The sequence below is a fragment of the Nostoc sp. TCL240-02 genome (assembly GCF_013343235.1).
GTDB lineage: Bacteria > Cyanobacteriota > Cyanobacteriia > Cyanobacteriales > Nostocaceae > Nostoc.
In genome coordinates this window covers 6,565,688-6,591,472 of sequence record NZ_CP040094.1, presented here as the reverse complement: position 1 = coordinate 6,591,472, position 25,785 = coordinate 6,565,688, and the positions used below count along the sequence as shown (strand labels likewise).

At 42.7% G+C, this 25,785-nt stretch carries 18 protein-coding genes and 1 other RNA gene; 5 read left to right on the top strand and 14 right to left on the bottom strand.

The window, feature by feature from the left end; genetic code table 11:
* Window positions 1-348 precede the first annotated feature (348 nt).
* The 4 genes from FBB35_RS28130 to FBB35_RS28115 form a co-directional block, all read right to left on the bottom strand.
* The gene (locus FBB35_RS28130; protein ID WP_174712378.1) at window positions 349-528 is read right to left on the bottom strand and encodes a ssl1498 family light-harvesting-like protein; all 180 of its coding nucleotides are present in this window, start codon (window positions 526-528) and stop codon (window positions 349-351) included.
* A 213-nt stretch (window positions 529-741) separates the two neighbouring features.
* Window positions 742-2,760: a glycine oxidase ThiO gene (gene thiO, locus FBB35_RS28125; protein WP_174712377.1), complete on the bottom strand. Its 2,019-nt coding sequence runs from the start codon at window positions 2,758-2,760 to the stop codon at window positions 742-744.
* 113 nt (window positions 2,761-2,873) lie between these two features.
* Complete coding sequence (locus tag FBB35_RS28120; protein ID WP_174712376.1) at window positions 2,874-3,275, bottom strand: hypothetical protein; 402 nt, start codon at window positions 3,273-3,275, stop codon at window positions 2,874-2,876.
* 16 nt (window positions 3,276-3,291) lie between these two features.
* Window positions 3,292-3,630, bottom strand: coding sequence for a 2Fe-2S iron-sulfur cluster-binding protein (locus FBB35_RS28115; RefSeq protein WP_174712375.1), 339 nt, complete (start codon window positions 3,628-3,630; stop codon window positions 3,292-3,294).
* Window positions 3,631-3,705: 75 nt separating this feature from the next.
* Here FBB35_RS28115 and cimA point away from each other — a divergent pair, with 75 nt between their 5' ends.
* Complete coding sequence (gene cimA / locus FBB35_RS28110) at window positions 3,706-5,382, top strand: citramalate synthase (protein WP_174712374.1); 1,677 nt, start codon at window positions 3,706-3,708, stop codon at window positions 5,380-5,382.
* Between the two features lie 129 nt (window positions 5,383-5,511).
* Window positions 5,512-5,982 carry a cobalamin biosynthesis protein gene (locus FBB35_RS28105; protein WP_174712373.1) on the top strand — a complete coding sequence of 157 codons (471 nt, stop codon included), beginning with the start codon at window positions 5,512-5,514 and terminating at the stop codon, window positions 5,980-5,982.
* Between the two features lie 5 nt (window positions 5,983-5,987).
* Here FBB35_RS28105 and FBB35_RS28100 read toward each other — a convergent pair whose 3' ends face one another.
* The 8 genes from FBB35_RS28100 to FBB35_RS28065 form a co-directional block, all read right to left on the bottom strand.
* Window positions 5,988-6,341 carry a phage holin family protein gene (locus FBB35_RS28100; RefSeq protein ID WP_163927521.1) on the bottom strand — a complete coding sequence of 118 codons (354 nt, stop codon included), beginning with the start codon at window positions 6,339-6,341 and terminating at the stop codon, window positions 5,988-5,990.
* A gap of 556 nt (window positions 6,342-6,897) precedes the next feature.
* Window positions 6,898-7,983, bottom strand: a complete 1,086-nt coding sequence (locus tag FBB35_RS28095; protein WP_174712372.1) for a peptidoglycan-binding protein — start codon at window positions 7,981-7,983, stop codon at window positions 6,898-6,900.
* Between the two features lie 91 nt (window positions 7,984-8,074).
* Entirely contained in the window at window positions 8,075-9,346 is a 1,272-nt protein-coding gene (locus tag FBB35_RS28090) for a pitrilysin family protein (protein WP_174713798.1), read from the bottom strand.
* A 66-nt stretch (window positions 9,347-9,412) separates the two neighbouring features.
* On the bottom strand, window positions 9,413-10,741 hold the full coding sequence (locus FBB35_RS28085; RefSeq protein WP_254625712.1) for a pitrilysin family protein: 1,329 nt from the start codon (window positions 10,739-10,741) through the stop codon (window positions 9,413-9,415).
* 247 nt (window positions 10,742-10,988) lie between these two features.
* The gene (locus FBB35_RS28080) at window positions 10,989-16,397 is read right to left on the bottom strand and encodes an ATP-binding sensor histidine kinase (RefSeq protein WP_174713796.1); all 5,409 of its coding nucleotides are present in this window, start codon (window positions 16,395-16,397) and stop codon (window positions 10,989-10,991) included.
* Between the two features lie 353 nt (window positions 16,398-16,750).
* Window positions 16,751-16,934, bottom strand: a non-coding RNA gene (gene ssrS, locus FBB35_RS28075) — 6S RNA.
* A 60-nt stretch (window positions 16,935-16,994) separates the two neighbouring features.
* Window positions 16,995-18,173: a 5-(carboxyamino)imidazole ribonucleotide synthase gene (locus tag FBB35_RS28070; RefSeq protein ID WP_174713794.1), complete on the bottom strand. Its 1,179-nt coding sequence runs from the start codon at window positions 18,171-18,173 to the stop codon at window positions 16,995-16,997.
* Window positions 18,170-18,694, bottom strand: a complete 525-nt coding sequence (locus tag FBB35_RS28065) for a pentapeptide repeat-containing protein (RefSeq protein WP_254625711.1) — start codon at window positions 18,692-18,694, stop codon at window positions 18,170-18,172. The genes FBB35_RS28070 and FBB35_RS28065 overlap by 4 nt, the downstream gene beginning before the upstream one ends.
* Before the next feature lie 753 nt (window positions 18,695-19,447).
* Between FBB35_RS28065 and FBB35_RS28060 the strand changes: the two genes are divergently transcribed.
* Window positions 19,448-19,771 (top strand): hypothetical protein, encoded by a 324-nt coding sequence (locus tag FBB35_RS28060; protein ID WP_012410419.1) that lies wholly within the window; start codon window positions 19,448-19,450, stop codon window positions 19,769-19,771.
* 163 nt (window positions 19,772-19,934) lie between these two features.
* Here the strand turns inward: FBB35_RS28060 and FBB35_RS28055 are convergent, their stop codons facing one another.
* Both FBB35_RS28055 and FBB35_RS28050 read right to left on the bottom strand, forming a co-directional pair.
* The gene (locus tag FBB35_RS28055) at window positions 19,935-20,480 is read right to left on the bottom strand and encodes an ImmA/IrrE family metallo-endopeptidase (RefSeq protein WP_174712371.1); all 546 of its coding nucleotides are present in this window, start codon (window positions 20,478-20,480) and stop codon (window positions 19,935-19,937) included.
* Between the two features lie 4 nt (window positions 20,481-20,484).
* The gene (locus tag FBB35_RS28050) at window positions 20,485-20,850 is read right to left on the bottom strand and encodes a helix-turn-helix domain-containing protein (protein ID WP_174712370.1); all 366 of its coding nucleotides are present in this window, start codon (window positions 20,848-20,850) and stop codon (window positions 20,485-20,487) included.
* Window positions 20,851-20,994: 144 nt separating this feature from the next.
* On the opposite strand from FBB35_RS28050, the gene FBB35_RS28045 reads away from it, so the two are divergent.
* Window positions 20,995-22,131: a hypothetical protein gene (locus FBB35_RS28045; protein ID WP_174712369.1), complete on the top strand. Its 1,137-nt coding sequence runs from the start codon at window positions 20,995-20,997 to the stop codon at window positions 22,129-22,131.
* A 3-nt stretch (window positions 22,132-22,134) separates the two neighbouring features.
* Window positions 22,135-25,770 carry a hypothetical protein gene (locus FBB35_RS28040; RefSeq protein WP_174712368.1) on the top strand — a complete coding sequence of 1,212 codons (3,636 nt, stop codon included), beginning with the start codon at window positions 22,135-22,137 and terminating at the stop codon, window positions 25,768-25,770.
* Window positions 25,771-25,785: the final 15 nt, after the last annotated feature.

Below are 25,785 nucleotides of genomic sequence, written 5' to 3'. Positions count from 1 at the left end.
TGTATCTAAGTGGGCTAAAGTCATACAGCAAGCAGTTTTCTTTTGTATGAAGTATAAAACTACGGGTTTTGAGACTGGAGGTAGGAAACAGAAATTTTTGATATGTGATTTTGAGTCCTACATTTTATAGCTCACTTATTTGCAAACTGCTGTAATAAAAATTATTTTTAAGTAGATGTTGTGCTGCTCAGAATAAATTTAGCCTTCAAGTCTAACAGTCATAAAAAGTATAATTATATACTTTAATGGCTAGTTCAATTTTAACAAAAAATAAAAAAGCAGGTCCCTCTTAAAATTGGAACCTGAAAAACGATAAAGAAGATTAAGTTTTCTGAAAATATTTTATGATTAACTGCTCTTAGAAACGAAGAAGGCGACTAGAATCAAGCCGACAACCAAAGCTGTAGCGGCAATTCCTAGTATGATATAAGTTCGTTTTTGCCCTTGTGTTGGAGGTTCTGCTTGATAAATCTTTGGTTCCCGGGCAAAATTATTCAAAAGGCCGCCTTCTTCATTGGTATAGGGCATGAATTAATTCCTTTATCTTGATACTTCATTTAATGTTACATAAATGCTAAATCCGCTCTGAAACTGCTAGACAAATCGTTACATTATTGGGAATTGGGCAGAAAAGGCAGAGGGGTAGGGAGCAGGGGGCAAGGGGGAGAATTAAAAATTACCTCTTTCCCCTCTTCCCCTCTTCTCCCCTGCTCCCCTACTCCCTTGCTTCTTCCCCATTCCCTAATTAGTAATCGTCCCAGTGAGAGGTGAACTAGGACTGGCGTAATCTTTGATCGGCATCCTACCAGCAAGGTATGCTAGGCGACCGGCGACTGTTGCTAAATTCATGGCACGAGCCATTGCTGCTGGGTTTGGAGAAAGAGCGATCGCACTATTAATCAATAAAGCATCTGCTCCCAATTCCATTGCTTGAGCAGCTTCTGAGGGTGAACCAATACCAGCATCTACCACCACTGGCACATTCGCATTTTCGATGATGATTTGGATGTTGGCGGTTGTTTTTAGCCCTTGTCCAGAACCAATTGGTGATGCCAAAGGCATTACTGTCGCACAGCCTACTTCTTCTAAACGCTTGGCTAACATGGGGTCAGCGTTAATGTAAGGCAATACTGCAAAACCTTCTTTAACTAGTTGTTCTGCGGCTTGCAGCGTCCCAATTGGATCTGGGAGTAAATACTTAAGGTCAGGTATTACTTCTAACTTGACAAAGTTATTATCTTCCTGCCCTAACAATTTCGCCATTTCTCGCCCCAAACGCGCCACCCGAATCGCTTCTTCAGCAGTTTGGCAACCTGCGGTATTGGGCAACATCCAAATTTTTGTCCAATTTAAGGCTTCGGCTAAACCTTCATGTCCGGGGGCCTTGGTTTGTACCCGTCGTACAGCCACGGTGACAATCTGGCAATCACTGGCGGCGACGCTTTGCTGCATTTCTTCTATGCTGAGATACTTACCAGTTCCCGTCATCAAGCGGGATTGGAAGGTTTTGCCAGCAATAATTAGCGGCGAGTCTTGAACTGGGAGGGAGGATATAGCAGGACGATTCCCGTTGGAGAAGTTGGCAGAGTGAGTCAGCATTGGGGTGGAGGTAGATGGCTGGGATTGGAAGCGCGAATAGTGAAAATCAGCAAGTAGAGGATCGGGCTTTTGTTCTAAGATTAAATCGGCAATCAATGCGGCTGTTACAGGTGTAAGTAGAATTCCGTTACGGTAATGACCCGTAGCAAGGGTTAAATTTTGACAGTGGCTAGTACCAAGGATGGGTAACTCATCGGGGGTGGCTGGGCGAAATCCCCACCAGAACTCTTGGATGGGATAATGCTTTAATTGGGGATACAGCTGGATGGCAGCTTGTAATAATTTTTGAATGCCGTCTGGGGTGTTGTTAGGGGTGAAACCAACGTCTTCGCTTGTTGCCCCAATAATTAGGCGATCGCGTCTTGGTACGATGTAAATATTATGCCCATACAAAATCCGCTTTAAGGGCAATTCCGGCGCAAATTCTGGTATCCGTACACTCAGCATTTGTCCTTTTTTGGGTAGCACGGGTAGCGGCAATAACTCATTTGACCAAGCACCTGAAGCTAAAACATAGTGCGCGGCGCGAATTATCCCAACATTGGTTTGCACGCCAACCACTTGTCCTTGCTGCTGTAAAAATGCTTCTACTGTAATACCGTCTTTGAGTTCAACACCAACATACTCAGCCGCCGTCCGCAATACTTGAGCTAAAGCCTTATTATCAACTTGTGCATCTTCAGGATACCACCAGCCACCAACTACCTCTGCTCCCAATCCTGGCTGATATTGATGAATTGCCTCTTTATTTAACCAGTAAGCCGGGGAAGAGGCAGGGGGGCAGGGGGAAAGGTGCAGAGGAGAGAAATTTTCCCCTTTCCCCCTGCTCCCTACCCCCTGCCCCCTGCTCCCCTGCCCCCCCGCCTCTTCAAAGATGGGCGCGAGAATACCACAGGCACGGTAGCCAGTATTTAAACCAGTTAGTTCTTCTAGTTTAGTTGTCCAGTCGGGATATAAAGCACGCGATCGCCAACACAATGAACGCATTGCCTCATTAGTGATGTTTTCCGCGTCTGGTGCTAGCATCCCGGCGGCGGCGTGGGTAGCGGCAGCTTGGAAGTCACGACAAAGCACGGTGACGTTTGTCCCGCGCATTTTTAGTTCAATAGCGATCGCTAAACCAATAACGCCGCCACCAATAATTACGATCTCACTAGTCATTAGTCATTAGTCATTTATCATTAGCCATTTATCATTAGTACATAACTAATAACTCATAACTAATTAACTCATAACTTATAACTTATAACTCGTAACTAAAGACGGATATATCGTTACCACAAGGCGCGAATTGGTTCGTTGCCTTGACTGGAATCACTGGATTGCGTGTTTGTTGTATTTGAACTATCTGTATTGCCGTCTGTTGTACTATCAGCAGGTGATGTTGAGTCATCAGAAGGATTCTGAGCAACGCTGCTTCTGTTGTCAGGTCTTGGGGCTACAATACCACGTCTGTTTTCGTTTGTTTCGGTTGTTTCATTTCCTTCCGTTGCAGTTTCTTCATTTTTGCTGCCAGCACTGCTATTAACATTGATATTAGCTGGCAAAACTTTTGCTGCTTTACCACTGGGAGCGTTAGCGGTTTGCACGCCCATAGGAAAATTGATGCCTAGTAATGTACCAAGCAGAATGGCCAAACCTCCAGCCATTAAAATTAGGGGTGTCCATCTACCCATCTTGTCTTACTCCTTTTTAACCTTTTGGTGTCCACACTATTCGAGAACCTTGTCCCCAAAATCCATCAAACTTTGTCACTTTCACATCGCCTAAAACCTGAGTTTGACAGGCTAAACGTAAGTCTGTTGTAGGAGAATGGGGAGGAAGCGAACGCCGCGCTCGATCGCGCCAATTCGCTGCTGATATTTCGCCCTCTACCTTAACCGCGCAGGTTCCGCAACTGCCAATGCCCCGACAGTTTATTACCTTAGCATCGTCATTGTAGAGGTGAATACCATTTTGCAGCAAAATTGTTCGGAGATTGCTTCCGCTTAAGCACTGAATTGTTTTACCTTCAGCTAGTACTTTAGGCATTTTTAAATTGCCAAACTGGCTTTTTGTTGTATATTGACACATTGCCTCGAAAGTTGTCTCGTCGGTCCCAGTTTTATGACCACAAATTCCTCACCTCAACTTTGGCTCTATGACACTACATTACGGGATGGCACTCAGCGCGAGGGGCTATCTGTATCGATAGAAGATAAGTTACGCATTGCCAAAAGACTCGATCAACTGGGAGTTCCCTTCATTGAAGGCGGTTGGCCTGGTGCTAATCCCAAGGATGTACAATTTTTCTGGCAACTCCAAGAAGATCCGCTAAAACTTGCTGAAATTGTGGCTTTTTGTTCGACTCGACGGCCTAACTCCACTGCCGCAACCGAACCGATGCTACAGGATATTTTGGCTGCGGGAACTCGCTGGGTAACGATTTTTGGTAAGTCTTGGGATTTACATGTCACAACTAGCCTCAAAACGACGTTAGAAGAAAATTTGGCGATGATTCGTGACACCATTGAGTACCTCCGTTCTCAAGGTCGTCGCATTATCTACGATGCCGAACATTGGTTTGATGGTTACAAGCACAATCCAGATTATGCTTTACAAACATTAGAGGCTGCGATCGCATCCGGTGCTGAATGGCTAGTTCTCTGTGATACCAATGGCGGCACTTTACCTCATGAAATTAGCCAAATTGTGCAAGATGTAGTCAAGGTGACTGGGGACTGGGGACTAGGGACTAGGAAAGAATCTTCCCAATCCCTAATCCCCAATACCCAATACCCAATACCCCAAATTGGAATTCATACTCATAACGATTCCGAAATGGCGGTTGCTAACGCAATAGCCGCCGTGATGGCAGGGGCAAAGATGGTACAGGGCACAATTAATGGTTACGGTGAACGTTGCGGCAATGCTAACCTCTGTTCGTTAATTCCCAATTTACAACTGAAGCTGGGTTACAGTTGTATCACAGAAGACCAGCTAACACAACTTACAGAAGCTAGTCGTTTTGTTAGTGAAGTGGTCAACCTCGCGCCAGATGAACACGCTCCCTTTGTGGGACTTTCGGCTTTTGCCCACAAGGGTGGTATTCATGTATCAGCAGTAGAACGTAATCCCCTGACTTACGAACATATTCAGCCGGAACAAGTCGGGAATCATCGCCGCATCGTGATTTCTGAACAGTCTGGACTCAGTAATGTTCTAGCCAAAGCCCGCAGTTTCGGGATTGACCTCGAAAAGCTTAAGGCAGAAGCCAAGCAAATTCTCCAACGTCTCAAAGATTTGGAGAGTGAAGGATTTCAATTTGAAGCAGCAGAGGCCAGTTTTGCGCTACTAATGCACGAAGCTTTGGGAGGTCGCCAGAAGTTTTTTGAAGTCAAAGGTTTTCAAGTCCACTGTGACTTGATTGAGGGGAAAGAAAGTAGTAATGCCCTAGCTACAGTCAAAATCGCTGTTGACGGCAAAAATATTCTGGAGGCGGCAGAAGGTAATGGCCCTGTTGCTGCGTTGGATGCGGCTTTACGCAAGGCTTTGGTGAACTTTTATCCCCAAATAGCAACCTTTGATTTGACTGATTACAAAGTGCGGATTCTCAACGGACATACGGGGACTGCGGCAAAAACCCGTGTGTTGGTAGAATCAGGCAATGGTCGTCAACGCTGGACGACGGTAGGGGTTTCCACCAATATTTTGGAGGCTTCCTATCAAGCAGTGGTCGAGGGATTGGAATATGGGTTGCTATTACACTCCCAAGCAGAAGTGGCAGTGAAAGCTTCTAGTTGACAAAATAGGGTATTTAGTGTAAGAAAAGTTTGCGTTTTTCGATGATCGGGGGAAGCGATCGCACTTTGGCGATCGCTTCCTATAAGCCAACACCTAACCTTGAAGAATTGAATTAAGGAAATACACCAAGTGCAACAGGTTTTCTGGGTAGGAATCGGTTGTAAGCGGGGAACCTCACGGCAATTGATTGATTGGGCTATTGAGCAAGCCTTTCGAGAAAATCAACTTTTTCAAAGTGCGATCGCAGGGATTGCCACCATTGACGCTAAAGCCTTGGAAGTTGGTTTAGTAGAACTTTGCAACCTACGCAATCTGCCTCTAAAAACCTTTTCTGCGGAAATTCTTTGCTCTGTCTGTGTCCCCAACCCTGCCACAATTACTGACCACAAAGTAGGTACACCTAGCGTAGCAGAGGCAGCTGCTATTCTTGCAGCGACTCAAGCATCGTTGTTGACTGCTCCCCCCTTTACCAGCACAGAAGCATTGGGAGTGACGTTGTTAGTTCCTAAACAAATTTTCCAGCTACAAGGGCAACCAGGAGCTGTAACGTTAGCTGTTGCCCAAGCCTCAAATATTATGAGTATTACAAAAATTAACTAATTTTTCTAGTCAACAACTCTCAACAAATAGTTAATTATGCTAGAAACAATAGCTAGCACGATTGAACCTAACAAAGCAGGTAAAAAACCCTGAATCTCAAAACCAGAACCAGGGGTTAAGGCACTTGCCAACCAAAGTGTTAAAGCATTGATTACCAATGTAAATAAACCAAAGGTAAGCAAGGTAATCGGAAAGGTCAAAATCTGCAAAATTGGTCTAATAAATGCGTTAACCAGACCAATAACCAGGGCAGCGACTAAGGCAACCACAAAATTCTTGATAAAGAATCCCGGAACGATATTAGCAGTAAGAAATAACGCCACCGCAGTACCGAGCCAAGTTAATAAAAAGTGTTGCATAAGTTTTTTTAGAGGAATTAGCAGTAAGTTTAATTAATTTCACTGTCGCCAGTTGTGATTTGTAGCACTATCATGTGTCTTTCTGCTTGACTCATAAAGTTGCTATTATCCTTTGTCAGCCCAAAAGTAATGTAATTTTTCCGTCCTGGCATAGAGAGATATTTCTAATCGGTGTATCTTTATCGTATTGCAGGATGTACCGGATTAAATTCATAAAGAAGAATTCAGAAGTCAGAATGGGCTATGCCCCACTTATCTACGAGACGCTGCGCTATCCACTTTTTCGGTCAGAATATCCAACTGAATTCTGACTCCTGAATTCTGTTTTGATAAAAAATGCTGTGAAGCGCAAAATCCCTACCGAGGTCAATACAGTTCAGTTAAGCATTTCTTCCTTCTCTTCCTTTGTGTAACTGAACAATATTGCTACAGAGGTTTATTAAAGTTGAAAAACCTCTGTACCTTGGGGACTTCCAAAAAAGAAATAAGTTATCAGAACTTCGGAGCATCTTGCCCGCACAGGCAAAAGAGACGCTGGCTATGCTCCCTAGTAAGGCTAGCGCCGCAAAAGAACCTCCCAGGTAGAGCCACCAACTACACCATCAGCTTCTAAACCATACCGCTTTTGTGCTGCTTGCACAGCAGCCTCGGTTGTCTCACCAAAGTCTCCATCGGCATCGCCTTTCAAGAAACCAAGCCTTTTCAGTTGTTGTTGCAACTTAACAACTTCAGAACCACGTAATCCTATACGTAAAATTGGCAATCCTTCGGAGGTATATTGAATACCAGGAGTTCGTTGAGTAGTTGTGTTTTTCTGAGTTCGAGTAGTTTGCCCAGTCCGTGTAGCTGACTGAGTTCTAGCAGTTGATGTAGTACGATTTGGCGTTTTTTGTGTGCTTGAAGTTGTAGCTTTTCTTGGGGTAGCAGGTCTTGGCTCAGGGCTAGTCGCAACTTGTGTTACAGCTTTTTTTGGGGTAGCAGGTCTTGGCTCTGAGCTAGTCGCAACTTGTGTTACAGCTTGTCTTGGGGTAGTAGGTCTTGGCTCTGAGCTAGTCGCAACTTGTGTTACAGCTTGTCTTGGGGGGTTGGGGTTAGGATTTGCAACGTTGGTGAGGCTGCTAGCCTGGGTTGGAACAGGAAAATTCGTAGCTGAGTTAAATCTTGGCTGGGATGAAGGGATGGTTGATGCTGCTACTGGTTGATTAGGGAAAAGTCTTTGCCAAGTGCTGGCATCAACAACGCCATCTGGATTCAAGCCAGCTGCTTGTTTAAAACGGGCAACAGCACTGGCTGTATTCTCACTATAAATACCATCTACTGCACCAGAGTAAAAACCCAAAAGTTTCAGAGCTGCCTGAAGTTCAGATACGCGTTCGCCTTGGCTACCAACTTTGAGGTTAGGGCGGCTGATGCTATCTCCAGGATTTATTTGGGCAATTTTTTGTGGCGCTGCTATTGATATTAAAGGCGTTGAGGCAATAAGCAGAGGCGTTGCGGATAACAAGAGTATTTCAATGGCTGAGAAAGATTTAGACCTCTTTGTCCACCAACTTTTTTGCCGTTTTTCCATTCCACAGCGATTTACAGTGGGGTCTAGTAATTTTAAGGAACTCAAAATACTTGCTGTCAGGCTGCTTTGCATGGAATTTACTCCCAGAATATTCTCATGCTAATGGTACAGCCGCTTGGTCTAAAAAACAGCTGCTCTATTTACGATGTCTCGGATGGGCTATTTAAGCGATCGCTCGGTTAATTGCTTCTTCTTGACCAACTAAAGACAAGTAAGGTGATTTTAAATACTTACTTGCGGCAGCGATCGCATCTTTGGCACTCACCGCCGCAATCAATTCTTGAAACTTGGTATCAAAATCAATTCCTAAGCCCAAAATTTCATACCAGCCGTATATCTGAGCAATTTGCCCATTTGTTTGTTTACCCAAGGCATACTGCCCAAGAATCTTATTTTTTGCAGCTTGGAGGGCACTTCCAGATACTTCAGTGGTAGACAATAAATCTACTTCTGTACGTAGTCCTTCTAGGGCAATGCTAGTATTCTCTGGTGCTGTACCCATGTAAACCACAAATGAGGCTGGAAATAGCCTTGTGGAGTAAAAAGCAGATACTTCATAAGCTAAACCGCGCTTTTCCCGCAGTTCGACAAACAAGCGACTAGAAAGCCCATTTCCCAAGTAAGTACACAGCAACTTCAGGGCGGCGTAGTCAACAGAATTGACCGATGTTCCTAAATAACCAAGCATCACGATTGATTGTTGTGTCTGTACTGGCTTAACCTTTACCTGCGGTTCCACTTTAATTTCAGGTAAATTCAGTATTGGTAGTGCTTGGGCTGGCGCTTGCCAATCAGCAAAAACTTCTTCCACCAACGCTGCTGCATCTGTAGGTGTGACTCTCCCAGCAATGCTAATTACTACATTATCTGGGCGGAAATAAGTTTGGTGATACTCCACTAAATCTGCACGAGTTAAGCTACTCATACTGGTTTCATCTCCCAGCACTGACATAGAGTAGGGATGATTTTGGTACATTATCTGCCGCATTTGTTCAAAGGCGACATTGAAAGGTTGCTCTTTTTGCGAACGAATATCTTGGAGTGCTAAACGCCGTTCTAGTTCCACTTGAGTTTCAGGAAAAGTAGGCGATCGCAAAATCCGCGCTGCCAATGCTAAAATTTCCGCAAAATCTGATGTTACCGTCTTGAAAGATAGCAAAAAATAATCAGTGCCAGCATCTGCACTCAAACTTGCTCCTACAGACTCGACTTTTTCAGCAATTTCCAAACTAGAAAGTCCATCGCATCCCTTTGTCATCACTGCTGATAGCAAATGCGCCAACCCTGCTTGCTCCCGGTTTTCGTTACAACTACCAGCACGCACAAAAATTCGTGCAGCAATAATATCCGCAGCAGGGTTTTCTGCCGCCAGCACGACAATGTCATTATTTAATACGGTGCGATGGATAGGCGATTTTTGCAGCAAGGTTGTCATTTGTCCTTCGTCCTTTGTCATTTATCAGTTGTCATTTGTCTGTTATCTTTTGCTAATAACTAATGACTAACACGGTTTAAGTACAGTAACCGCATAATTCTGCGGTGAGAGATATTGTTTAGCTAATTTTTGCAGTTGTTGAGCATCAAAAGACTGAATCTGCTGGGGATATGTCACAGCTAATTCAGCTTGGGCGATGGTATTGTAATATCCATAAAGCCCTGTCAATTGATTTGGCGTTTCAGTAGAAAACGCATACTCGTTACACAGTAGTCTGCGTGTACGGGCAAGTTCCTGTTCACTAATTCCTTCAGTCTGCAAATCATCCAAATGAGCGCAAATTAAAGACTCAACTTCTTCTAGATTTTCTGGTTCCAACCAGGCAGTAATTGTAAATAAACTTGATTCCCGTTGTAGAGAAAAACTACTACAAATTCCTTGTACCAATTGCAAATCTTCTCGCAAATCACGCACTAAACGCGAAGTTCGCCCTTCTGCCAATAACACGGACAATAAATCTAGACCATAGCTAGTGCGAATTTCTTCTACTCCTGGTACCAACCAGGCCATCAACAATCGTGCTTGCTCTATGCGTGGTAAACACAGTTCTTGACGGTGAATTCCTGTTATCGCTGGCTTTGTGACTTTCTCAAACTGCGGACAATTCGAGCGTTCGGCAAAATCACTAAATGAACGATTTACTAATTCCCAAGCTGGTTGCTGGGCTATACCCCCAGCAATTACCACTGTCATATTTTCCGGCTGATAGTGGGCGTGATGAAAACAGCGCATTGCTTCTGGAGACTGCTGCATCAGCTCTTGCTCGGTACCTAACACCGAACGCCCGTAAGGGTGATGTGGATAGATGCTTTGAATCAGAGCTTGAAATCCTATCCAGTCGGAATCGTCCTGACAAGAGCGAATTTCCTCTAGCACCACGTCCCGCTCGCGGCTAAATTCGTCTTCTGGAATTGCCGCATTGAGCAGTAATTCGCCCAAATAGGGCAAAGTATCTTTTAAATAAGGGGCGGCTGTGGTGAGTGAATAATTAGCATAATCATAGCTTGTCGCCGCATTACTTACGCCACCCCGGTTTTCAACTTTGGAATCAAACATTCCAGGGGGAAGTGTTGCCGTACCTTTAAAAATCATGTGTTCTAAAAAGTGCGCCATCCCAAACCACGGTTTTGGCTCTAGGCTTGCTCCAGCACGCACCCAAACATCAGCCACAACTACAGGAGTAGTGGGAATCTCTTGATGAATAAAAGTTAAACCACTCTCTAGTCGGAAGACTGAGGCTGGAAATACGGTATTAGTTAGTTGTTTTAACAATTTTTGTAGCTTTAACCACAATTCAACGCAATTGTGTAATCTTAACTCTGAACGATACCTCATTTAGAATCAAGTTATACAGATTTAGTAAAATTGTGCTATTACTGTCCTCCAGATTACCGAAAAATTAAAAGCGTTATGCATTGAGAGGAAAATCGCAATATTACAGAGACGCGATAAATCGCCGTCTCTACAAAGAATTTAATTCCTTGACAGACTACTATTTCCGACTTGTGTGTACACTGTAGCCCTTTACCAAGAGCAGGGTTGGGGAGGGGGATGTACCTCATGTACTTGCAAAACACTGTAGTTAAAACACCGGAATTTCAATGACAAATTCTGTTCCTTCACCAAGCACAGAATTGCACCTCAACCGCCCATTGTGGGTTTCCTCGACAATTTGGCGAGCGATCGCTAATCCTAATCCTGTTCCTTTCCCAACCTCTTTAGTTGTAAACAGGTGGTCAAATATCCGCGATCTAATCTCCTCCGACATCCCCTGACCGTTATCTTTGATGCGAATTGCCACCATGTTTTGCTCACTGGATACTTCGGTGTGAATCAGTATTTGGTGATGATTTGCTTGCGCTTGGGCAAAAGAAAGTCCCTCACACGAAGTATCTAAGGCATCAATTGCATTAGCAAGTATGTTCATAAATACTTGATTTAATTGTCCTAAAAAGCACTTAACTGGTGGTAACTTTCCATATTCGGTGATGACTTCAATGGCTGGACGTTTTTCGTTAGCTTTGAGGCGATACTTCAAAATTAACAGCGTACTCTCAATCCCTTCATGGAGATTACAAGCAACTTTTTCGGTTGTATCGGCTCTGGAGAAAGTGCGAAGACTAATGCTAATATCTTTAATCCGTTCGCTTGCCACCTTCATTGAGCTTACGAGCTTTGGTAAGTCTTGAGTCAAGAATTCTAGGTCAATTTCTTCGCCATGCTCAATCACTGCGATCGCAGAAGTGGGATGATGTTGTTGGTAGCACTGAATATGGGCGAGTAAGTCTTGAATATACTCTTCGGCATTGTTAAGACTGCCTTTCAAAAATCCAATGGGATTATTAATTTCATGTGCTACCCCAGCAACTAAATTACCCAAGGTTGCCATTTTTTCATTTTGCACCATTTGTAATTGGGTATGCTCAAGTTCTTGTAGCGATCGCTCTAGTTGATGGGCATAATTTTGAGATTCTTGATAAAGACGGGCATTTTCTAGAGAGATGGCGGCTTGGGTGCATAGCAGTTGGATAACTTCAGTGCGATCGCTTGTAAATACACCAATTGTCAGCGGATTTTCTAGATATAGCAGCCCGATGAGTTTACCCTGATTTAACATCGGCGTACACAACACACTCTTAGGTTGTTGCTGCATGAAATATGAGTCACCGATAAAATCTGTTTGTGCTGTTACATCATCTAGCACAACAGTTTTTAAGCTATGTTTGACAGAGTTTACCAATGTAATGGGAATGTCTTCGCTGACTGACAATGGTATAGATACTAGAGTGACTCCTTTATTGATGCTGGCTATAGCTTTAACCACTAAGTCGCCCTGTTGAAGTACAAGTAAAGCAGCTTTTTTTGCCCCGGCATTTTCCATCACGACTTGCAAAAGGGTAGTGAGTAATTGCTCTAATTGAATTTCACTAGAGAGAACTTGTGAAGCTTTAAAGATGGTGGCAAAATCGAGGGCTTCAGAGATACTGCTGCTAGAAAGATTTGTGTGGATGGTTTGATGCGGAAATGATGATGCTTCGACAGTAGAACTCAGTTGCAAGCGATGATGCTGCCCTTGTAATATGGGAGCCAAGAGTTGAGGATAGCGTTTTTCTAAATCCTCAGCTTTAGCTTTAGCACCCCAACGAGCATAGCAGTAATAAGCTTCTTGCATATAAACTTGGGCAATTTTTCCTTTGCCCCAGTCGAGGTAGAACTTGGCAGCTAGCTCATTGCTCAAAGCTTCTTCTTGGATATATTCGTTTTCTTTGGCTAGAGAAATGGCGCGATCGTACAATTCTATTGCTGCTATTTTTTCGCCTAAAACTCGATGCCGTTCTGCTTCCACCAAATCAAATTTGTGCTGGAAATTCATTGGTGCAAATTTGGCTCGAAGCTGCAATTTTTCTTGATTTTCGCCAACCTTCAAGAGTAATTGCTCCTGTTGAGATGGTTCAGCCGTTGGATAGATAGCCAACCGAGACAGAGAATCGTAATAGTAGAAAACAGTCACGGATAACATTCCTGCGCCACCGTTAAGGTATTGCTCTCCCTGATTTGCATTCTCAACTGCTGCCGGAAAATTCTCAAAAAGATAACTGAGTGTTAACTTACTTAGGTAAAATATGTGGAGTGTTAATTCGTCATTCTCTTTGATGAGCGCAGATAAGAGTTGTTCTTCTTGACAATCTTCACCAATCAGGCACTCTGGATTGTCGCTATATTCGGTTAGATTTTTAATGCTTTGACAGACGATATTAGACCAATTTAATAAACGCTGATTTTTAGCAAAATTAAACTCGTAGGCTTTGATATCTGCTAGCAGGATTTCCAAAACTTCTGTCCCACTTAAATAGACATAAAATAACTTAAAAATCATCGATGCGAGCACATGAAAAAAATCGCCTGTCTCTAATCCAAAACTATGGGATTCCTGTAATAAACTAATTGAGGTGCGAACATGTTGTTGATTACATTGATTCAATGCAGCTACCTTAAATATAGTCATGCTTTGAACAGATTTTGCTTGAAATCTATCTACAAGCAGTAAAGCTAGCTGGCCAAATTCTGAGCCTGACTCCAGTTGGTTACAAATATTAAGTACAATTCCAAAATCTGCATACCCTGGTGCAGAAAGTGGTGCATTGCCGTATTTAAGAGATAAATTCACCTCTTCACAGGCAATAATTGGGAACAGATAAGGCGCAACCTGATGGATGGCGGGAGCGATGCTAGCCATAATCCGCAAAGCAACCAAAGCTTTGGGATCGTTCATCAATGGCAAATTAACTAAGCCCGCAATACTTCTGCCAGCCAAGGTGGAGAGCGTGTTGACTACAGATTGCTGAATGTCTGGAGGTGTGACTGATTCAGGTAATGTTACCCCAAGTTGAGCGAGAAGTTCACGCCCAATTGCGATCGCTTTGAATGATTGATTCCGCACCTGATCGGCTTGGAGTTGAACTTCATAAACTTTCACCCTATCCAGTAAGGTGGTTGTTTTTTCCATGACGACTTGGATAAGAGATTCCATCTGCTCAAATTCATTGTTGAGAAAGGTAGCTTCGGCAGCTTCTTCATATAAACTTCGAGTCAGTTCGTATGCGATTTCCCAACTATTAATTGTCAGCAATTGCATTCCCGACTTGAGATAATGAATTGCTGCACCATAAGCAGTAGCTTCTTTTGCTTTTCGACCAGCATTCAGATTTAACTGAGCTAATTGTTGACGTTCACTTGGCTGGGTAATTAGCGTTATTCCACAATTCAACTGACTGACAATCTCAAAAATTCGCTCCTCTTGCTGAGACTCAGAGGTATTTTGCAAGAGTAATTGCCCAATTTTAAGATGTGTAAATTGTTTCTCTTCATCTGGAATTAGAGAATAGGCAGCTTGCTGCACGCGATCATGTAAAAATTTGTAGATAGGGACTTGTAAATTAGAATTTAGAGGATTTGAGTTACAATCATGCCCACTATCTTGAAAGAATTTATAAACTTCGCTAGTAGGTAAAACTAACCCTTCTTGCAAAGCTTTCCATAAAGATGCTGCCGTTTCAGTTTCCGATTGTTCAGAAACAATTGCTAAGGTTAGCAAATCAAACTGGTTGCCAATACACGCGGCTAATTTCAACACATTTTGCGTTGCTGCTGGCAATTTCTGCAATTGTAGCGCTACGAACTCTACCACATCATCGGTGAGAGCAAGGGACTTCACCGCAGCAATATCACATTGCCAATACCCTTGATCGAAATTAAAATTAATCAGTCTATCTTCATACAATGCTTTGAGGAATTGCGTTGCAAAAAATGGATTTCCTTTAGTTTTTTGATAGACGAGTTGTGTTAAAACTTGGGCATTTTTATCTGAACAACTTAAGGTATCAACTACCAATTGATTTAAACTAGCTGTAGTTAACGCAGCTAAAGTAATGCTGTGAATTGTGGCATTAGCTTTGCGAATCTCCGCTAAAGTCAACATCAACGGATGCGCGGTAGAGACTTCATTATCTCGATAAGCCCCAATTAAAAGTAAAGCTCCACTTCCTGATTCGCTCATTAACAACTGTATCAATTTGAGTGATACAGAATCAGCCCACTGCAAATCATCGAGGAAAATTACTAATGGATGTTCTTTTGTAGTGAATACCTGAATGAAGTTTTGGAATAGTAAATTGAAGCGATTTTGTGCTGTACTTGGTGAAAGTTCTGTTGCAGGTGGTTGTTGACCAATAATTTGTTCTAGTTCGGGAATTACATCAAGAATGACTTGCGCTTGATCGCCTAGCACTTGTAAAATTTTATTTTTCCAAGTTGACAATTGAGTATCACTTTCACTCAGCAATTGTCCCATTAAGTCTCGAAATGCCTGTACAAAAGCGGAGAAAGGAATATTACGATTAAATTGGTCAAATTTGCCTTTTATAAAGTAACCCCTCTGTCGGACAATGGGTTTGTGAACCTCGTTAACCAAAGCAGTTTTACCAATACCAGAAAAACCAGCCACCAGCATTAGTTCCGTCTGATTGGTGGTAACGCGGTCAAAGGCTTTGAGAAGAGTTTCAACTTCATGCTCACGACCATAGAGTTTTTCTGGGATAATAAAGCGATCGCACACATCCCGTTGGGCAATTGGGAAGCTTGTAATTTTTCCCGTTTCTTTGAGTTGAGCCAAACAATTTTCTAAATCATATTGCAACCCAAATGCGCTCTGATACCGGTCTTCGGCATTTTTCGCCATCAGTTTATTCACAATGGATGAGAGTACAGGCGCAATTTGCGGATTAATCTCATGTACTAAAAGCGGAAGTTTTGCAATATGACAATGTACCAATTCCATCGGATCGTGTGATTGAAATGGTAATTGTCCTGTTAATAACTCGTAAAAAGTTACACCTAGAGAATAAAAATCAGTCCGGTAGTCAATTCCCCGATTCATTCGTCCAGTTTGCTCTGGTGATAAATAGCCAAGTGTCCCTTCTAACACATTAGGACTCATCAGGGTTTGAGTTTCCCGTGGCAACAGAGATGCAATACTAAAGTCTATTAACTTAATTTCTTTAGTTTGGGGATTAATTAAAATATTGGCAGGTTTAATATCTTTGTGAATGATCCGATGACGAATTAGAATATCTAATGTATTGCACAGTGCGATCGCTACTTGTAAAAACTCTTGTAGAGACGCGATATATCGTGTCTCTACAGAGGTCAAATAATCTTTGAGAGAAATTCCCCCAAAGTCTTCCATTACTAACGCATAGCCATTCTGATAAGGTTCCAGACTGTATGTTTGGATGATTCCAGGTAGATTTAAATTTTTGGCGATGGTGAACTGGTTCCGAAACTGGATCAATTCAATGAAACTGGGATAAACAGTTTTCATCAGCTTAATCACCACAGATTTTTGGTCAGTTTCTCGATTAGCGCGATACACTAAAGTTCGAGAACCGTTATAGAGTTCTTTGCTAACGTGATATCCGGGAATGCTGACCATACGGCTTAATTCTTGAGACTTCACTATTTAGGTTTCCCAAAAACATAGCAAGATTTACTGTCAGTTCACTCATTTTGAGATGGTAGAAGGAATTAATTTTATGATGGGAAAGGAATCGATAACCTAATTGTATTGAACAACCTGGCAGCAGATGTTAAAAATACATCTCCAAAAATGAATTTAGAGACATAGCAGTTCTACGTCTCTACAAGCGGAGTAGGATTATTCAAGTTTAGTAATCAACTAAACATGACATCACGTTAGTTTAGGATTTCTGATTTTTCCTACAAGTAATAACCATTTAAATAATTAAAACTCCCAAAGTCAATTAGAATTTGGGAGCTAATAATTTTAAGTTCACCGCGACGCCGTTTTACCTAAGTTTATGACCTGGGTTTATCCAGGTGGGAACCTAAATTCCTCGTTTAAAGTTTCCGGGTACATGCCCGGTATACTGCCACGAGAACAGTTGACTCCCTTGTCATTAAAGGCATAGATCAAAAAACTTGATGGCAGTCACCAACGTCGTAGTGCAACTCACTCATTATAGCTTTTCAAAAGATGTTGTGTGTTCAACATCGAAAGTTTCTGATCTATTTACCTGGGATACCAGATAGATTCTACTTTCTGAGCGATGGCTGCACCAACGCCAAGGGCGTACGCACTTGCCGATTCTCGATTCTGATTATCCAGCAAAACGGTAACATGTCCCAACTTCCGCCCAGGACGTGATTCTGTCTTTCCATACCAGTGAATATGCGCTTGGGGAATTTCTGCTATTTTTTGACGCTGGCTTTGATATGTGCTGTGAGAATTTTCATACCCCAGCAGGTTGACCATCACAGCGCCAGCGCACTGCAAAGCCGAATTCCCTAAAGGTAAACCACAAACAGCTCGGAGGTGTTGCTCAAATTGAGAGGTTTCACAAGCGTCAATAGAAAAATGCCCAGAATTGTGGGTACGAGGGGCAATTTCATTTACCAGAACTTTGCCATCACCCCTGAGAAATAGCTCAATTCCAAAAATTCCCACTACTTCTAGGCTATTTAATAGAGTATGTGTGATCGCTTGAATTTCTGCTACTTGATTGGGTGTAATATCAGCAGGCGCAATTACCCGCCGACAGACTTGTTGTTCTTGTTGGGTTTCCACTACTGGGTAAGTTACAATTTCTCCCTCCACAGAACGCGCTGCAATTATTGCTAGTTCTCTGTCAAAAGGGACAAATTCTTCTAACAAGAAAAATGATTCATTTAAAGGTTTTGTTACAGTTTCATAACTTAGCTTTTGCTCTAAAGTAGCAAAATCCTGAATTATGAAAGTACCCTGACCATCATAACCGTGGCGGCGGGCTTTGAGGACTGCTGGAAAACCTAAATATTCTATTTTTGATTGGAGATGTTCTACCTCATCAAGGGCGAAAAATCGAGGAACTGGTAAACCCAAATCGCGTAAATAGCAACGCTGATGATATTTATCTAAAAGCGGAGCTAAAGCTTTTAAGCTGGGACGGAAACAAACGCCTTGCTGTGCTAAAACAGATAAAGCTTGCAGGTTAACAAATTCATTTTCAAAGGTAATGACATCGCATTTTTGAGCTAATATTTCCGTAGCACTTGCGTCATCAACTGGCGCGAAGACAGTTTCTTTGGCGATTGACACGGCCGGGTCGTGAACGCTTGGAGTTTGTACTACTAATTCTACTCCTAGCTTCTGTGCTGCATCCGCCATCATCCAGGCAAGTTGTCCACCACCAATTACACCAACACGTTTCATTGACATCCTAGAGATTCACGAGTTTGCACACCTGTTTTGGAATTCACACCACTGGCTTTTTGACACAGTTCTTTGATTTGTGCCCGATCCAAAATAGCATCTGTAAAATCTGCACCGTCTATATTCACATCATTAAAGATGGCACGGAGCAAAAGAGCTTCTTTGAAAACTGCATCACTCAAATCGGCCTTAGTCAAGTTTACCTGATCGACCATTGCATTCGTTAAATCCGCTCCGTGGAGATTTGCTTTTGTCATCACCGAAGCACTCATGACTGCTCCCCGCAAATCAGCGTTTGAAAAGTTAGCCAGTTCCATATTGGCGTTAGAAAACTCCGCAGCTTGCAAACTGTCACCAGAAAAATCACGTCTTGACAACTCTGCATTACTAAATGACAGTGGATGAGTCCAGTCTACTGCCAGCACTGGATCAGCCACGCACCAGATCATAATTCCGAGAAGGAACGCCAACCCTTGCCGCCAAAATATATCGAGAGTCAATTTGGTGTCTAATCGCTGCATTTAAGCTTACCGCATTTGGATATTAGCAAGACTGGCTGATTCTAATAGAGACTCGCAGCCTTGCTACTGGATTTGGGGGATGTGTATTTCCCTTGCTTAATATTTTGTAACGCAAAAAGGGTATAAGCTTCTCACCTTGAGCAAAATTATGCCTGCGACTTTGGGTAGAGAGCGGCAATCTAGGAGCGTTCGCCTTTGGCGTTGGCGGAGCGATCGCACTAAAGCAGGATAATAATTACGAAATAGCGATCGCAATGATTGAGTATAAGTTACTTGTCAAATCAAGCAAGCTTTAGCAAAACATAAAAGGGGAGCATAATATCACTCTTCATGATGAGATAATTTGAAATCTCTAACTCTAAAGGAGTATTTTTGCTGGATAAAACAATATCTACAACAGACGATGCCTAATCCTTGTTGATTTGTTCACAATTATTCATTTTTAGATTTGAATTTCAGGATATAAAGACTTTTATTAAGCAGTAATACTCACCGACTTATTTACAATTCTTGACTTACAACTTTCCAAGTAAAGTTTATTGTCTTTTAAATTAAACAGCCGCCATCAACTGCTAATCTTTTAATTAGTAAAAGTAAGGTTTGAGCGCAATTATAAGCGTTCCCAGTGCTTAACAAAGCTTAAAAGTTGGATAATTAGCGTTAATTTTATAGCGATTAGTTAATTCTTCAGGAATCTCTAAGAGTTTACATTCACCGAGTACACAACTTCCACAAACCGAACTCCCAAACCCGATGATGAATCATTACTCACTTCAATGGATTGAGGCATGGTGCCAAGAAAATGGCTGGACAGATTTATTTGTTGAGCGACGTAACAACTTCTGGGCTTTCCCTCCGGGTGGGGTAATGCCAGAACCAATCCCAGTTAATGTTCTCAGAGGGATTAAAGCTGAGAAGGGATTGACCTTTGAGGAGAGATTGTGGTCGATGTCCGCAGTGATTGGCACAATCATAGCTGTTCTTTTTACCTTTTGGTTTCAGTCGCCGATGCCATTAGTTTTGGCATTCGCTTTTAATGCTGTTACGGTAGCTCAATTTGAACTTGAAGATGCCTAAATTCTTGTTTTGGGCCTTGCGATTAAAAACTGCTTTTGTCTACTTTCAGCAAGAGCAGTTTTTAATTTTAGAAAGAGAGATCAAATCAGTACAGTTTCAGCTAAATATTATTAGTTACTCATTAATGAATTCTGTTTCTTGGCAGAGCAAATATTGTAATACATTAGCATTTGACAGAGACTTCAGTTACATTGCTGCGAAACTTCACCATCGCTTCACTAGCGCCAAAATGTGTTGCAATCTCAGATAACAGCATCTTTCGTTGTGTCGCCCACAGTAGACCACGTTTGGGAATTTGAAGACATCCTCCTAGATAAGTTGCTTCATCTTCGTTGTTTTGTTTGCGTTTTGGTAGTCCAGTTAACGAATCAAAGCCAACAGGCTTATGATTGAACAACACATGAGCTATTTCATGCATCAGATTTGATTCATACCGTGCAGGTGTATGACGCGGGTTGTATACAATCCATAGTGGGTTATAGCGTATAATCCCTGCTGACCACCCATCGCTAGCAAGTAATACCGCTACTTGCTCTGGCTCTAAATTTGGAACCCGATCGGGTGTAAAAAGTGTTGCTCGTAACTTGGTTGCTAGAATGTCTGCGGGTAACGGTTCAAACGATCGCACTCGAAGTAAGCTTCGTTGTTCAGTTGCGATCGCTTCACAGCGTTGCCTAAATTCCGGCGATAGACTTTGAATTAATGACATATCTTTAGGGATCTTGCTTCAATTCGCCATCATTTTGAGAGAGATCGCGATACGCTGCTTTAACTAAAGATGCTAAAGCATTCGCGATCGCTGGATCAAGATTTTTGTCAGCGCGTAGTTGAATAGCGATCACTTCAGGCGTATTCAGTTGCTCCTCCTTTGAGGTTCTAAACAACTCCGCAGGCGGCACTTCTAGCCAGTTACAAAGTGCCAGAAAAGTTTCCATATCCGGCATTTTCCCACTCTCTACTCGTGAAAGAGTGGATGGACTAACGTTACCAATCTCCGCCGATGTTTCCCGTAGTCCTCTGCTGCCGCGTTTTTTGCGGACTAGGCTTGCTAACCGTTCTATATCTAGATAACTTCCCATTCCTTTGCCCCCGTCTCACAAAAGAATAAATCGCTTTTTATTTGACACAAAGTAAATAATATTGTATGTTTTATAAAACAAATGTATCACGCTTGAAAAAGTTTGTGCTGTTAAAAAAATCCTCTAAATGAAGGATTATCTTCAATGGGAAGTAATGAATTTGATAATCTTATCCTTGGTTTAGCAGAGTTTGTCCGTCGAGATGGCAGGTATCCACATTCTGAACTGCTTCGTCATGCTCTTAATAAACTAGCTTTAGAGCTAACTGCTGTAACATACCCACGGACTCTAACTGGTCTTTTAGCATTACTCGAAAAACCTGTAAAAACTTGGTATCCAGGGCGCCTACTGCCAAAAGAGTTTGACTCTGATTTTGGTCTGCTTTATGAATGGGGGTTGAGTGAAGAAGCAAGCCGATATTTATATGAGGAACTACTTGAAAAAACCAAGTTGTCAGAGTTTGCCACCACTTTAACTAAGCAAATTGCCATAGAGAATTTCCAGTTTCAGAGAATTTTGGAACGGTTACAAGAACTTTACAACAACGATAGCGATCCTGAGCGCGTTCAGCAGGAGTATGTTTTGCTGCGTCTATTTTTGATTGAGAATCCATACACGACTCCGGCACAGCTTCGTAAAGCCTTTTCTACGACACGACATATTTCTATTCAAGAAGTTGGCGAACTCTACGATGAGTGTGAAGAAAATGAGCCTTGCTGGAATTGCGATCGCTGCGGCCCTTTGTTTAAAAAGTATGGAAAGTTACGTGGTATTAAACCCAGTGCTTGCAACGATCATCGCCAAAATTTACCGTTTATTCGACAAATCACCTGGAAACAAGGCCTGCGTCGTCTGAAGTTTGGTATCCATTTGCGTATTTGTTTACCGGGTATACCTGAGATGCGCTTATTTAACGTATTGGAAGAACTTCAAAGCAAATATCCAGATCAGCTTTGTGCCATCCATCTTTATCCTGGTATTGATCGCTATGACTTACAACTACGCTTTTGTGACCAATCAACCTGGGCTGTAGATATTAAAGATTACCGAAGCCCCTACAATTTAGCACCAAAGCTTACACCTCTATTCGGTGAGGGCAATCTGCGTTATGACGAGAGCTTTTATGTTATTCCCATCCAACGCCTACAACAACGAGAGGACTACATCGAAATTCTTCGTGAACAGGCGACAAAGCTGCCTAGCAGTACCCATCTTCTGAGTGATGCTGTATTTGAGGAAAGAGTTATCCATAAAATTGAGCAGTTGCGGGAAGGAAAATAGTCTATGAGCCAGATGAGTTTATTTGAAGTACCGACCGAGTTTAAAGACCGCCTCGAACAGTTGAAGGAAGCAGGTTTGGATCGTACTCAAGCTGAATTGTTGCTTCAAGTAGAGCTTGGCTTTGCTCTGATGGAGTATTTGGAACTTGATGATGAGCCAGTCACCGCACCTTGGGCAATTTTGAGTGGAATGCCTTTGAGACATCCACGCTTACAGAATTTAAATGAGACGGAACGTCGAGCGATCGCTAACACTCGCCAAATAGTTCCCTTTTCCGCCCGTTTCGCTTGGTTAGGCGCACTGCGTTCTTATCTAAGGATTCCTCTAGATTGGCGTAACTATCACGAATTCACTCCGCAAAACTGGGATAGCTATATTATTAATGCTGCCAAAAATCTCCGGCATCAAGTTCATCAAGATTTGTACGAACTTTGCTTAAATACCAATTTAAATTTCCGGCATCGCCAAGTTAAACGGGTAGAAGCCAGAACCACTTATCAATTTGAGGCAAAGACAGGAGAAGAGACGGTTATAGTACCAGTCAGATTTACACAGCAGCAGGTACGAAATGCACAAATACAGCCGTTACCTTGGTTTGCTACAACTCGTTCTCGTACTTCGTTTTCGCTTCGTATTTCAGATTTAGAGCTAGATGCAGCATGGATTGATCAGCGAGAGGAAGCGTTAGCGCGTCAATATGGCTGGGATCAAACTGCTAGAGGACACTGGGTTGATCGCTTTCGCAAAATTAACTTCCACAAAGTTCAGGAGAACGGAACACTGTTTCCGCAAGAGGAGCAAATTCTTGAGTTAGATGGCTTCACAAACATTGCAGGTATGGTTGCCTCTGGAAAAACCACGGTTTCGCAGTTGTTCAGTGTTAACATTCTGCGGCATCATTGCGATCGCCGCATCACGTTAGTCGTTAGTGATGTGCAATCAGCGATTAAATTAGCAAATCAGATTAACTGGTGGTTTTGTAACGATCCAGAGAATGATGATCCAATAGCAGTGCCAATCTTGGGGCGCAGTAAACGCGATACACACCTTCAGAGTTTCTCTGCCTCAAAAGATTATCAGGAACATCGACAACGCGGACAGCCTCACTGGGGTGAACGTTGGCTAGGCACAGCTTGCCCTCTCCAAGGTCAGCTAAAAGAGCGTGATTTTATTCAACTTCTAGACGGCAAAGCTCTTAAAGCGGGAATTGAACCCTGTCATACTCTCAAAAAAATGCCTAAAAGCGATCGCCAGCAGCGACGTAAAAACCTCGGTTCATCCTATTTGTGTCCATTCTTTGATAAATGCCCATCCCAACAGGTTTATCGTGATATGCCAAATGCTCGTGTTTGGATTACAACTCCTGGCGCGATGGCAATGGCAGGATTACCGCGTCATTTAGAGTTGCGTCCTATCAAAATCGGTGAACTCGTCAATGAACAATCAGATTTTGTGGTCTTTGATGAGGTGGAGACAATCATTCAGTGGTTTGATGATACTTATGCTGAAGAAGTTGTTTTGACTGACGGTGGTAATAACGGCGTTTTTGATGATATTGGCGTGAAAACCGAGCGATTCTCAATAACTAACCGGGTTATGCCCCCAACAACACAGCGATGGACTGGTGCAGAACGTGATGCACAAAAAGCTATTACAGCAACATTGACCCTACTCGATAAACAGGTCGGACATCAATTTCTCCGAAAATGGGTAAAACGAGGTTATTTTACACCTAACTCCCTTTTGTTCAAATTTGCGCGTCGTCTTGCTGGATTGGAAGAATTTGAAGATCCAGATACATCTGAGGCAGTTTCACAAGCAAATACTCAACTTGTTCAGCCAATTGTGCATTATTTTGATGCACTGCTCAACGAGGATGATCCTTTGCGGATGCAGCCTTCATCTAACCCAAACCGAGATCCAGTCTTTCGCCTTGCGCGTCTTATGCAAGAGATCAATAGTACTGGAGAAAGTGCTTCAGATGAGAACATCTACAGGGCTTGCAGAGCCTGGATTATCGAATTTTTCCCAGATACAGAACAGTGTCTAGCGCGACTGCGAACAGAATTGGAGAATCGCAATCAAAATTCCCAACAATCAACTCAACAACGACGTTCACCGAACGGGGATGAGCCAGATGTAGATACTTTTGAAACGTTGGCTTATCGTCTCCAATTTGGGCTGACGATCGCTCTTTTAGATCGACACACTCGAATTGTCTTCTATGAATGGCACAACCGACCCCAATCAATCAACGACGAATCATCGCATGGTCGAATGCCTGCTGCAATGTTGAATATTTTGCCATTGCCTCCCACAGGACGGCAGTTCGGCACTTATTACTCCAGAGGAAATGACGACAATAAAAGCTCCAGAAATGGCAGCAATAATGCATTGACCTTGTTCGCCTACACCAATATTGGACGCTGCTACATTTTAAACTTTCATCGTTTATTAACAGATTTTAACGGTCAACGTGGCCCCAATGTGCTGGCACTTTCTGGAACATCCTACTTACCGGATTCTACCAGCTTTCACGTTGGTAATCCGCAAGGGGTTTTAATGCCAGAACAGGGGGCGAGAGATGCGATCGCTCAAAGTCATTTCAAATTTCTTCCCCAATTCAACCAAAAGAACAAACCCCTCCGCATTTCTGGTAGCCCTGAACAACAGAAAATGGGCTTGTTTCAGGAAATAGCCCGATCGCTCGTTGGTACTAACGGTACAGGTGATTTGGGGCAAGAACTCAGGGAATTAGAACATCTTGGCGAAAATGATTTGAATAACCACTGGAAGGATCGCGATCGCCTTCTTTTACTAGTCAACTCCTACGATCAAGCTCGTTGGGCAGCAAACGAAATTCGCAATTGCTGGTCAAGTAAGCAGGATTTTGTATATCACCTAGTTCCTGACAATATAGAGACATACACGGAAGATAACTTTGATGAGCTAGCGAAATTTGTCAAACTACCTGATAAGGGTGCGCTCAATCGTGCAGATATTGAAACTTTTGGGCAAACTAAGGGAAAAATTCTTGTTGCTCCTATGAATGCGATCGGGCGTGGTTTCAATATTTTGAATGCCAACGGTAAAGCTGCATTTGGTGCTATTTACTTTCTGACTCGTCCATATCCACACCCACATGATACACAGGCGATCGCCCAAGAAATGAACCGTCGCGCTTTAGACTGGGCGGATAAAGCAGATTTTCTAGCATGGCAACAAGGAGACGGAATTGTACAACGTGCTGAAAAGGTGCGCCAACTAGCGGCGCGTTACTGGCGATCGGTTGAACAGCGTTCTTACTATAAAACCCTGCGCGATAATCAGGAATTACTTGCTTTTCCACGGTTCGATCTTGCTGCTACTACTGCTGGATTAGTTATTCAAGCCGTTGGTCGTCTTTTGCGTGGAGGTGTCCCATTTCGTGGTTATTTTGTCGATGCGGCTTGGGCACCCAAGAGTGCTGCAAGGAAAGCTGATCCAGAATTATCTGAACTAGATACAGAAGAGACAAGTCTTCTGGTTGCCATGCTTCTACGAATTTGCGACTATGGCAGCGAAGAAAATACAGTGGGAAACGCACTTTATAAGCCTCTAGCCGATGCACTGGAAAAAATCGAAGGTCTAGATTGGTAAATTTTTTGTATAAAG

Bases quoted from the DNA above. Each gene is read 5' to 3' on its own strand.
- FBB35_RS28085 (WP_254625712.1), bottom strand. From the start codon at position 10,741: ATGAGGTATCGTTCAGAGTTAAGATTACACAATTGCGTTGAATTGTGG.
- FBB35_RS28115 (WP_174712375.1), bottom strand. From the start codon at position 3,630: ATGCCTAAAGTACTAGCTGAAGGTAAAACAATTCAGTGCTTAAGCGGA.
- FBB35_RS28050 (WP_174712370.1), bottom strand. From the start codon at position 20,850: ATGGGAAGTTATCTAGATATAGAACGGTTAGCAAGCCTAGTCCGCAAA.
- FBB35_RS28040 (WP_174712368.1), top strand. From the start codon at position 22,135: ATGAGCCAGATGAGTTTATTTGAAGTACCGACCGAGTTTAAAGACCGC.
- FBB35_RS28100 (WP_163927521.1), bottom strand. From the start codon at position 6,341: ATGCAACACTTTTTATTAACTTGGCTCGGTACTGCGGTGGCGTTATTT.
- thiO (WP_174712377.1), bottom strand. From the start codon at position 2,760: ATGACTAGTGAGATCGTAATTATTGGTGGCGGCGTTATTGGTTTAGCG.
- FBB35_RS28045 (WP_174712369.1), top strand. From the start codon at position 20,995: ATGGGAAGTAATGAATTTGATAATCTTATCCTTGGTTTAGCAGAGTTT.
- cimA (WP_174712374.1), top strand. From the start codon at position 3,706: ATGACCACAAATTCCTCACCTCAACTTTGGCTCTATGACACTACATTA.
- FBB35_RS28070 (WP_174713794.1), bottom strand. From the start codon at position 18,173: ATGAAACGTGTTGGTGTAATTGGTGGTGGACAACTTGCCTGGATGATG.
- FBB35_RS28130 (WP_174712378.1), bottom strand. From the start codon at position 528: ATGCCCTATACCAATGAAGAAGGCGGCCTTTTGAATAATTTTGCCCGG.
- FBB35_RS28095 (WP_174712372.1), bottom strand. From the start codon at position 7,983: ATGCAAAGCAGCCTGACAGCAAGTATTTTGAGTTCCTTAAAATTACTA.
- FBB35_RS28090 (WP_174713798.1), bottom strand. From the start codon at position 9,346: ATGACAACCTTGCTGCAAAAATCGCCTATCCATCGCACCGTATTAAAT.
- FBB35_RS28080 (WP_174713796.1), bottom strand. From the start codon at position 16,397: ATGGTCAGCATTCCCGGATATCACGTTAGCAAAGAACTCTATAACGGT.
- FBB35_RS28055 (WP_174712371.1), bottom strand. From the start codon at position 20,480: ATGTCATTAATTCAAAGTCTATCGCCGGAATTTAGGCAACGCTGTGAA.
- FBB35_RS28120 (WP_174712376.1), bottom strand. From the start codon at position 3,275: ATGGGTAGATGGACACCCCTAATTTTAATGGCTGGAGGTTTGGCCATT.
- FBB35_RS28065 (WP_254625711.1), bottom strand. From the start codon at position 18,694: ATGCAGCGATTAGACACCAAATTGACTCTCGATATATTTTGGCGGCAA.
- FBB35_RS28060 (WP_012410419.1), top strand. From the start codon at position 19,448: ATGATGAATCATTACTCACTTCAATGGATTGAGGCATGGTGCCAAGAA.